The sequence below is a fragment of the Nevskia sp. genome, assembly GCF_023266035.1.
Taxonomy (GTDB): domain Bacteria; phylum Pseudomonadota; class Gammaproteobacteria; order Nevskiales; family Nevskiaceae; genus Nevskia.
This window is the reverse complement of the sequence record NZ_JAHFRY010000110.1, coordinates 5174-16014: the sequence shown is the minus strand read 5'-3', so window position 1 is coordinate 16014 and position 10841 is coordinate 5174. Positions and strand designations below refer to the sequence as shown.

Sequence of the window (10841 nt, the reverse complement as noted above, 5' to 3'; positions counted from 1 at the left end):
GACCCAGAACGCGCGCACCACGGTGCAGCTGCGCGAATGGTTCAACGAGATTCGCGACGAGCTGGCCGCGTTCCGCGCCGCTGGTGGTAAGCCGGGCGGCTGGGCGGCGAGCGTGCTGGTCCACAACAGCTACGACCGCTTCCCGGAAGAGCTGGAGATGCTGCAGGAGTACCAGCCGGACATCGTGATCACCGCGCTCGGCAGCCCGAAGCGGGTGCTGAATGAAGTGCACGGCTACGGCGGCGCGGTGTTCGCCGACGTGATGTCGCTGGAACATGCGCGCAAGGCGGCGGATGCCGGCGCCGACGGCCTGGTGCTGGTCTGCCACGGTGCCGGTGGCCACACCGGCGCCAACAGCCCGTTCGCCTTCGTGTCCGAAGTGCGCCGCTTCTTCAAGGGCACCATCGTCGTCGGCGGGGCGATCTCCGACGGCCGCGGCGTGCTCGCTGCCGAGATGCTCGGTGCGGACCTGGTCTACATGGGCACCCGTTTCATCGCCTGCCCGGAAACGATGATCAACGAGGACTACCGCCGGATGATGATCACGGCCGGCATGGATGGCGTGGTCGCCACTAAGTCGGTGACCGGTGTCCAGTGCAGCTGGCTCAAGGAAAGCCTGATCGCCGCCGGCTTCGACGACAGCAAGATCGCATCGACCGCGAAGATCGACTTCAGCGATGTCCACGGCGAACTGAAGCCCTGGAAGAACATCTTTGGCGCAGGGCAGGGCGTCGGCCAGGTCGACAGCGCTGCGAGCACCGCTGAAGTCGCTGCCCAGCTTATCGGCGAGTACCGCGCGGTGAGCGCGGAGTTCATGGCTCGTTTCCGCAGCTAAGTTCTGCGGCACCCTTCATCCAACGTCATCCCCGCCTTCGCGGGAATGACGGGATCAAGTTTTTTGCTTCATCGTTCTGGAGAATTCCATGCTGCCTGCCCGCGCTGTCTATACCGAAGAACACGAGATGTTTCGCGATGCCGTCCGCGGTTTCGTCAAGGCTGAGCTGACGCCGCATTTCGCGCGCTGGGAAGAGGAAGGCATCGTCGACCGCGCGATGTGGACCAAGGCCGGTGAAGCGGGCCTGCTGTGTCCGCAGGTGGGCGACGCCTATGGCGGCGTCGGCGGCACCTTCCGGCACAACGCCATCGTCGTCGAGGAACTGGCCTACGCCGGCATGGCCGGTCCGCAGACCGATCTGTCGGTGCACAACGATGTCTGCGCCGGTTATCTGATCAGCCTCGGCAGCGAAGAACAGAAGCAGCGCTGGCTGACCGGCATGGTCAGCGGCAAGACCGTCTGCGCGATCGCGATGACCGAGCCGGGCACCGGCAGCGATCTGCAGGGCATCAAGACCCGCGCCGTTCGCGTGGACGACAACTTCGTCATCAACGGTTCGAAGACTTTCATCTCCAACGGGCAGCATTCGGATCTGGTGATCGTCGTCGCCCGCACCTCGGACACGCCGGGCTCGAAGGGCATGAGCCTGATCCTGGTCGAAGCCGATCGCCCCGGCTTCCGCCGCGGCCGCAATCTGGAAAAGCTCGGCCATCTGTCATCGGACACTTCCGAGCTTTTCTTCGATGACGTGACCGTGCCGGTATCGAATCTGCTCGGCGCCGAAGGCACCGGCTTCGCATCATTGATGAGTGAGTTGCCGCAGGAGCGTCTGACCCTGGCGGTGTCGTCGATGGCCTCGGCGCAGAAGGCTTTCGACATCACCCGTGACTACGTCAACACGCGGCGCGCTTTCGGCAAGACAATCATGGATTTCCAGAACACCCGCTACAAACTGGCGGACCTGAAGGCCGAACTGTCGGTGGGCTGGGCGTTCGTCGATCAGTGTCTGGAAAAGCACGACCGCCACGCGCTGACCTCGGCCGATGCCTCGATCGCCAAGCTGTGGTGTACCGAGATGCACGGCCGCCTGGTCGATACCTGCCTGCAGTTCTTCGGCGGCTACGGTTTCATGCGCGAATACGAGATCTGCAAGCTCTACGCCGATGCCCGCGTTCAGCGCATTTACGGCGGCACCTCGGAAATCATGCGTGAGCTGATCTCGCGGTCGCTTTAACCAGCCGGACGGTCACAACAACAGCGTCGTCCCCGCGCGGGCGGGGGTGACCGTTATTAGTAGAGGGTAGTTCCGAGGCCGGTTGACCCGCCATCCCGACATGATAGTATGCCACCATACTAAATATCGGCCGCGCTGCGGCTTATCCGGGAGTCGGCAATGGCGGGTTTGTACTTCGAGCAGTTTGCGGTGGGTCGGGTTTTCGATCACGAAATCCGTCGTACGGTCACCGAATCGGACAACGTCTGGTTCTGCGGTGCCACCTACAATCCGGCTCAGATCCACATCGATGCCGAATACTGCAAGAACACCGAGTTCGGCCAACCGCTGGTGAACTCGATCTTCACGCTCGGTCTGGTCATCGGCCTGACGATCCAGGACACCACGCTCGGCACCACGGTCGCCAACCTTGGCATGACCGACACCCGATTTCCAAAACCGGTGTTTGCAGGCGACACGATCCGTTCGCGTACCACGGTGCTCGAGATTCGTGAATCGAAGTCGCGCCCCAACGCCGGCATCGTGACCTTCCTTCACGAAGGCCTGAACCAACGCGGCGAGATCGTCTGCACGACCCAGCGCCAGGCGCTGATGCTGCGCAAGCCGGCTGCGTAATCGCGCCGTTCGCAGTCACGAATCCGCTTTTTCCCTTCTCGACCTTCCGGAGTTCACGATGGATTTTTCGATCAATCCCGATCATCAGGCGATTCGCGACGGCGTCGGCGCCGTGGTGCGCTCGTTCGGCGATGACTACTGGCTGGCCCGTGACGACGACGGCGTGTTCCCGTTCGAGTTTCACAAGGCGATGGCCGATGGCGGCTGGCTCGGCCTGACCATGCCGGAGGAGTACGGCGGTTCGGGGCTGGGCGTGACCGAAGCGATGATCATGATGCATGAGATCGCCAGCCACGGCGGCGGCATGGCCGCGACCTCGTCGGTGCACATCAACCTGTTCGGGCCGCACCCGATCGTGGTTTACGGCACGCCCGAGCAGAAGGCACGCTGGGTGCCGCGTCTGATCGCCGGTGAAGACCAGTGCTGCTTCGGTTTCACCGAGCCGGACGCTGGCCTCAACACCACGGCGATCAAGACCTTCGCGACCAAGGTCGACGGCGGCTATGTGGTGCGCGGCCAGAAGGTCTGGACCTCGACCGCCCAGGTCGCGAACAAGATCATGCTGCTGACCCGCACGACCAAGCTCGAAGATGCCAAGAAGCCGACCGACGGCATCACCATCTTCTACACCGACCTCGATCGCTCGAAGATCGCCGTCACCAAGATTCCGAAGATGGGCCGCAAGGCGGTCGATTCGAACTCGATCTTCATCGACGACCTGTTCATTCCCGATTCCGATCGCATCGGCGAGGAAGGCAAGGGCTTCGGCTACATCCTGCACAGCCTCAATCCGGAGCGCGTGCTGATCGGCATCGAAGCGATCGGCATCGGCCAGGACGCGCTGCGCCGCGCCGCCAAGTACGGCCGCGAGCGCGTTGTCTTCGGCCGTCCGATCGGCATGAATCAGGGCATCCAGCATCCGCTCGCGGAAAAGTGGATGTATCTCGAAGCCGCGCAGCGGATGGTCGAAAAGGCTGCCTGGCTGTACGACAACCATCTGCCCTGCGGCGCTGAAGCGAACGCCGGCAAGTTCCTCGGCGCCCGTGCCGGCTTCGATGCCTGCTTGCAGGCAGTGCTGACCTTCGGCGGCATGGGTTACGCGAAGGAGTACCACGTCGAACGCCTGCTCAGAGAAGTGACGGTGACTCGCATCGCGCCGATCACCGAGCAGCTGATCCTGTCGTTCATCGCCGAAAAAGTGCTCGATCAGCCGAAGTCTTACTGATCGCAAGACACGGCAATCCAGAATTCTGGGGCAGCTTTACAAGAATAGTAGGCTGCCATACGATTTCTCACAGAATTTTTGAGGAAGCACCATGTTCAAGCGCACGCTGTTCACCCATGAGCACGAACTTTTCCGCGATACCGTTCGCAAATTCATCGAGCGCGAGATCGCGCCGTATCACGCCCAGTGGGAGCATGACGGCATCGTGCCGCGTGATCTTTGGATCAAGGCCGGCGAAGCGGGCATGCTCTGCTGCACGGTGCCGGAAGAGTACGGTGGCCTCGGCCTCGATTATCTGTTCGATGTCGTGGTCTTCGAGGAAATGGCGCGCAGCGGCTTCACCGGCCCGGGCTTCCTGATCCATTGCGATCTCGTCGCCACTTACATCAAGGGCTTTGGCACCGAAGAACAGAAAGCGCACTGGTTGCCGAAGATGGTGTCGGGTGAGGCCATTGGCTCTCTCGGCATGACCGAACCGCATGCCGGCTCGGATCTGAAGGCGATCCGCACCCGTGCCGTGCGTGATGGCGATGACTACATCATCAACGGCCAGAAGGTGTTCATCTCCAACGGCCAGCTCTGCGATGTGCTGGTGCTGGCGACCAAGACCGACAGCGATTCCGGCTCCAAGGGCGTGACGCTGTTCCTGGTCGATACCAACAACCCCGGCTTCAAGCGCGGCAAGAACCTCGAAAAGCTCGGCATGAAGGCGCAGGACACTTCGGAGCTGTTCTTCGAGGACATGCGTGTTCCGGCTTCCGCGATGCTCGGCAAGGAAGGCGAAGGCTTCAAGCTGATGATGACCAAGCTGGCCCAGGAACGTCTCGCCCAGGCGATCCGTTCGGCCACGGTCACCGAAACGCTGATCGAGATGACGGTCGACTACACCGCCAACCGCAAGGCTTTCGGCACCACCATCGGCGCCTTCCAGAACACCCAGTTCAAGCTCGCCGAACTGCATACCGAATCGGTGATCGGTCGCGTCTTCACCGATCATTGCATCGCCAAGTTCATGGCTGGCGAACTCGATGAAGTCGATGCTGCGATGGCGAAGATGTGGCTGTCGAACCTGCACTGCAAGACGGCCGACGAGTGCCTGCAGCTGTTCGGTGGCTGGGGCTACATGTGGGAGTACCCGATTTCCCGCGCCTTCGCCGATTGCCGCATCGTCAAGATCGCCGGCGGCTCGATCGAAGTCATGAAGCTGATCATCGGTCGTTCGCTGTTCGGCCGCGTGCAGGGCCACGAGAAGGTCAAGCCGCTTGCCAAGAGCGATGAAGCGGATGCTGGCCAGAAGCGTCTCGCGGGCTAGCCGAGCAGAACTATTGGCGTCTGAAAGAGCACGAAAGCCGCTCCCGAAATCGCCCCAAAGATCGGAAGCCTCGCCGTCCAGCATTGGCGACGAGCTTGTTTACTGCCTGTGCACCTGCTTGCGTAGACAGTACGGATTTACTGAACAGCTGAACCGGAGTGATCGACATCGTGGAATTCAAGACTATCGACCTGAGCATCAGTGACGGCATCGCCCGCTTCACGCTCAATCAGCCGGACAGCGGCAACCCGTTCAACGCGCAGTTCTGCTCGGAGTTCAGCCAGGCTGCGAATCTGCTCACTGCCCGCAAGAAGGACGTGCGCGCCGTGCTGCTCAGCGCCAACGGCAAGTTCTTTTCGATCGGTGGCGACATCCGCATGTTCGTCGAGTCGATCGACACCTTGTCGGCCTCGATCATCGAATGGACCTCGACCCTGCACATGGGGATCGCGCGCCTGAAGCGTCTCGATGCGCCGCTGATCGCCTCGGTGCACGGCACCTGCATGGGCGGCGGCGTGGCGCTGATCGCCAACTGCGACATGGTCTATGCCGGCAAGAGCGCGCGCTTCGGCGCCGCCTATCCGCAGATCGGCTATTCCTGCGATGCCGGCGCTTCGTTCGGCCTGGTTTCGCGTCTCGGCATTGCCCGTTCGCGCCGCTTCCTGCTGTTCAACGAAATGCTCAGCTCGGACGAAGCCGCCGCCTGCGGCCTGGCCGATATGGTGGTCGAGGATGCAGCACTGGCCGCCACGGCCGAGAAGGCTGCCGTACGCCTGGCCAACGGCCCGACGCGTGCCTTTGGCGAGATTCGTCGCCTGGTCGACAAGGCGCTGCGCCAGCCGCTGGAAACCCAGCTCGAAGACGAAGCTCAGGCGCTTGCCGGTTGCGCCGGAAGCGAAGATGCTCGAGAGGGCATCATGGCTTTCGTCGAAAAGCGCGCACCCATTTTCAAAGGACGCTGAGCCGGCTCCCGAACGGGACTCCCTGCCGAGAAATCAGCGCCATTCGTTGCAGCGAAGGAGGATGAAACCATGTGGTTGTATGCCGACATCAAGACACTCGCCGACATTCCTCGGTTGTATGCCCGGACCCGCCCGACCAAGGTCGCCCTCGTTGATGGCTCAGGTACCACCACGTTTGCCGAACTGGACGATCGCTCGAACCGCATCGCCAACCTGATTGCCGGCTTCGGCGTTGCGCCGGGTTCGAACGTCGGCTTCCTCGGCAAGAACTCCTCGCTGTATTTCCAGCTGTTGTTCGGCATCAACAAGGCCGGCAGCACGATGTCGCCGATGAACTGGCGTCTGGCCGCGCCGGAATTGGCGGCGGTGATCGCCGATGCCGAAGCGCCGCTGCTGTTCGTCGACCGCGAACTGATTCCGCTTGCCGAGAGTGTCAAGGCGCTGTGCAGCCAGAAGTTCCAGATCGTCGAGATCGATCCGCCGAATCCTGACAGCACCTTCGATCAGGCGCTCGCCAAGGCCGCCAACACCGATCCGCATGTACCGCTGGAGGCCGAGCAGGCCGCGCTGCTGATCTACACCTCGGGCACCACCGGCAAGCCGAAGGGTGTCGAGCTGACCCATCGTGGCTTCCACTACATGCGGCTCTGCGAACATCTGGAACCGGCGCTGCAGTGGCAGCCGGACGACGTGATGCTGATGGTGATGCCGAATTTCCATCTGGTCGGCAGCGGTCTGACCATCCAGTCGCTGTACAACGGTTCCACCTTGTCGATCCTGCCGCAGCTCGACGCCGGCCAGCTGATCAAGATCATCGCCCGTGATCGCCCGAGCGTCGTCGCTCTGGTGCCGACGGCCATCCAGATGCTGCTCGATCACCCGGATTCGAAGACCGCCGATTTCTCGTCCCTGCGCCTGGTCATGTACGCCGGATCGCCGATCAGCTCGCATCTGCTGCAGCGGGCGCTGGTGCAGATGAAGTGCAAGTTCATGCAGTTCTACGGCGCTACCGAAAGCTCCGGCGCGATCACGCTGCTGCGGCCGGAACAGCATGTGCTCGAAGACGAGGCCAAGCTGAAATCCTGCGGCACGCCGCTGCCGCTGATCGAGGTCAAGTTCGTCGATGCTTTTGGCGTTGAAGTGCCGGACGGTGACGTCGGCGAGTTGATGGTCCGTTCGCCGTCGATCTTCGGCGGTTACTGGAAGCAGCCGGAAACCACGGCCGCCGTGCTCAAGGACGGCTGGTACAAGACCGGCGATGCCGGACGCCGCGATGCCGAGGGTTTGCTGTACCTCGTCGACCGGGTCAAGGACATGATCGTCACCGGTGGCGAGAACGTCTATTCGGCGGAAGTCGAACAGGTGCTCGCCAAGCATCCGGGCGTGCGCATGTGCGCGGTCATCGGCCTGCCGGATGAGAAGTGGGGCGAGCGCGTGGTCGCGCTGATCATGCCGGCCGATGGCCACAAGCCGACGCAGGACGAAATCATCACCCACTGCCGCCAGCACATCGCGGGCTACAAGGTGCCGAAGGAAGTGCATCTCGTCGACAGCTTCCCGATGACGGCGACCGGCAAGGTGTTGAAGCGTGTGGTTCGCGATGAGTTGGCGAAGGCTGCTGCCGTCGCCTGATTGCTGGCGACAGTTGCCTGTCTGCAGATTTGTTGTTCGTTGTTTGCCGTGAACGTAGTCCAGCGTCCAAACGGACGCTTCATTCATTGATCACCGAAGACCGTCGCCATGCCTGATTCCCCGTCGCTACTGCCGCAGGACACCGAAACCTCCCAGACTCGCAACCCGCTCCGGTTTGTCACGGCGGCGAGCCTGTTTGATGGTCACGATGCGGCGATCAACGTGATGCGACGGCTGATCCAGGGGCAGGGCGCGGAAGTCGTGCACCTCGGCCACAACCGATCGGTGGAAGACGTGGTTCGCGCCGCACTCCAGGAAGACGCGGATGGCATCGCGCTGTCCTCGTATCAGGGCGGCCACAACGAATTCTTCAAGTACATGGTCGACATGCTCGCCGAGCGTGGCGCCAGCCATATCCGCGTGTTCGGCGGCGGTGGCGGCACCATCACGCCGGAAGAAATCGCCGCGCTGCAGGGGCAGGGCGTTGAGCGCATCTATCACCCGAATGACGGCAGCAAGCTCGGCCTGGTCGGCATGATCGAGGATCTGGTCAAGCGCGCCGAATCGCATCGCCAGGGCAGCATCAAGCCGGGTGTGGCGACCATCGATGACGAGATCAGCGTTGGCCGCTGGCTGTCGGCGCTCGAAGACGACATGTTCGACGAGGCCGAGCTGAACGCTCTGCGCGAGCAGTGGAAGATCACCGGTGCCAACACGCCGGTCATCGGCTTCACCGGCACCGGCGGCGCGGGCAAGTCCTCGGCCGTCGACGAACTGCTGCTGCGCTTCCTGCAGGCGTTCCCGACGATGCGCATCGCCGTGCTCGCCGTCGATCCGACTCGCCGCCGTTCCGGTGGCGCGCTGCTCGGCGATCGCATCCGCATGAACTCCCTGCGCAACCCGCGCGCCTTCATGCGCTCGATGGCGACCCGCCGTCAGCACGCCTCGATCAACACCGTGCTCAAGGATTGCATCGCCTTCCTGAAGAGCCTGACCTACGACCTGGTCATCGTCGAAACCGCCGGTATCGGCCAGAGCGATTCGGAAATCGTCGACCTCGTCGACTTCCCGATCTACGTGATGACCAGCGACTACGGCGCGGCCAGCCAGCTCGAAAAGATCGACATGATCGATTACGCCGAGCTGATCGTGCTCAACAAGTTCGATCGCCGTGGTGCCGAAGACGCGCTGCGCGATGTGCGCAAGCAGTGGAAGCGCAACCGCGTGGCTTTCCAGCTCAGAGACGAGGACGTGCCGGTCTATCCGACGATCGCCAGCCAGTTCAACGATCCGGGCGTCACCTGGATGTTCACCAACCTCTGCCGCCTGCTGCGCCAGAAGCTGAACCTGCCGGCCGACAAGTGGACGCCAAGCCTCGACACCACGCTGAAGGAACCGCGCGCCACGGTGCTGATTCCGGGCAACCGCACCCGTTACCTCGCCGAGATCGCCGAAGGCGGCCGGGCGATCAATCGCGAATGCGAGCAGCAGGACGAGATCGCCAACCGCGCCCAGTCGCTGTGGGAAGCGCTGCAGGAACTCGCCGATCCGAAGCTGCCGAAGCCGCTCGACGTCTATGCCGGTGAAGACCTCACCGCCGGCGGCGACAAGAGCCTGCTGATCCTGCGCAGCCGCTACAACGAATCGATCAAGGGCCTGAAGTCCGAGTCGATCAGCCTGCTGCGCGAATGGCCGGCGCGTCTCAAGGGCGTCACCGACGACCAGTACACCTACTACGTGCGCGGCAAGCCGGTGTCCGGCGACAACTACAGCGAAAGTCTCTCGCACTCGAAGATTCCGAAAGTCGCTGCGCCGAAGTTCGAGTCCTGGGGCGAGCTGCTGCGCTTCCTGCTCAAGGAAAATCTGCCGGGCGGCTATCCGTACACGGCCGGCCTCTATCCCTACCGCCGCGTCGGTGAAGATCCGATCCGCATGTTCGCCGGCGAAGGCACGCCGGAGCGCACCAACCGCCGCTTCCATTACCTGAGCCAGCCGGGTGTGCCGACCCGTCTGTCGACCGCTTTCGATTCGGTGACCCTGTACGGCGAAGATCCGGAAGTGCGTCCGGACATCTACGGCAAGATCGGCAACTCGGGCGTCAATATCGCGACGCTCGACGACATGAAGAAGCTCTACTCGGGCTTCGATCTCTGCCTGCCGTCGACGTCCGTCTCGATGACCATCAACGGCCCGGCGCCGATGATCCTGGCGATGTTCATGAACTGCGCCATCGATCAGCAGATCGAGAAGTACCTGAAGGAAGAGCCGGCGCGCTGGGCGTCCGCCGAGAAGAAGATCGCCGAGCTGTTCAAGGGCAAGGTCCGTCCGAGCTACTCGGGCGAGCTGCCGTCGAACAACAACCGTCTGGGCCTGGCCCTGCTCGGCGTCACCGGCGATCAGCTGGTCGATGCCGAGACCTACGCCAGGATCAAGCGCGAAACGATGTCGGTGGTGCGCGGCACTGTGCAGGCCGACATCCTCAAGGAAGACCAGGCGCAGAACACCTGCATCTTTTCGACCGAATTCGCGCTGCGCATGATGGGCGACATCCAGCAGTCGTTCGTCGAACGCGGCGTGCGCAACTTCTATTCGGTGTCGATCTCGGGTTATCACATCGCCGAAGCGGGTGCTAACCCGATCAGCCAGCTCGCCTTCACCCTGGCCAACGGCTTCACCTTCGTCGAGTACTACCTCGCCCGCGGCATGAAGATCGATGACTTCGCGCCGAACCTGTCGTTCTTTTTCTCGAATGGCATGGACCCGGAATACTCGGTGATCGGCCGCGTCGCCCGCCGCATCTGGGCGCGTGCGATGCGCGAGCGCTACAGCGCCAACGAACGCAGCCAGATGCTGAAGTACCACATCCAGACCTCGGGTCGTTCGCTGCACGCGCAGGAAATCCAGTTCAACGACATCCGCACGACCTTGCAGGCGCTGTATGCGCTGTTCGACAACTGCAACTCGCTGCACACCAACGCCTACGACGAAGCGATCACCACGCCGACCGAAGAAAGCGTGCGCCGCGC

General features: G+C 62.6%; 8 protein-coding genes. All 8 read left to right on the top strand.

Annotation, left to right across the window (positions count from 1 at the left end; genetic code table 11):
- On the top strand, positions 1-835 hold an 835-nt coding region (locus Q0D45_RS16050), incomplete at its 5' end, for a nitronate monooxygenase (protein ID WP_293394958.1).
- An 88-nt stretch (positions 836-923) separates the two neighbouring features.
- On the top strand, positions 924-2069 hold the full coding sequence (locus Q0D45_RS16045; RefSeq protein ID WP_293394956.1) for an acyl-CoA dehydrogenase family protein: 1146 nt from the start codon (positions 924-926) through the stop codon (positions 2067-2069).
- Positions 2070-2228: 159 nt separating this feature from the next.
- Entirely contained in the window at positions 2229-2684 is a 456-nt protein-coding gene (locus tag Q0D45_RS16040) for a MaoC family dehydratase (RefSeq protein WP_293394954.1), read from the top strand.
- 58 nt (positions 2685-2742) lie between these two features.
- Positions 2743-3909: an acyl-CoA dehydrogenase family protein gene (locus Q0D45_RS16035; protein WP_293394951.1), complete on the top strand. Its 1167-nt coding sequence runs from the start codon at positions 2743-2745 to the stop codon at positions 3907-3909.
- 91 nt (positions 3910-4000) lie between these two features.
- Positions 4001-5221: an acyl-CoA dehydrogenase family protein gene (locus tag Q0D45_RS16030; protein ID WP_293394948.1), complete on the top strand. Its 1221-nt coding sequence runs from the start codon at positions 4001-4003 to the stop codon at positions 5219-5221.
- Between the two features lie 170 nt (positions 5222-5391).
- The gene (locus Q0D45_RS16025; protein WP_293394945.1) at positions 5392-6183 is read left to right on the top strand and encodes an enoyl-CoA hydratase/isomerase family protein; all 792 of its coding nucleotides are present in this window, start codon (positions 5392-5394) and stop codon (positions 6181-6183) included.
- Positions 6184-6252: 69 nt separating this feature from the next.
- Positions 6253-7815: a long-chain-fatty-acid--CoA ligase gene (locus Q0D45_RS16020; RefSeq protein WP_293394941.1), complete on the top strand. Its 1563-nt coding sequence runs from the start codon at positions 6253-6255 to the stop codon at positions 7813-7815.
- Between the two features lie 108 nt (positions 7816-7923).
- A partial coding sequence (locus tag Q0D45_RS16015) for a methylmalonyl-CoA mutase family protein (RefSeq protein ID WP_293394938.1) occupies positions 7924-10841 on the top strand: 2918 nt, incomplete at its 3' end.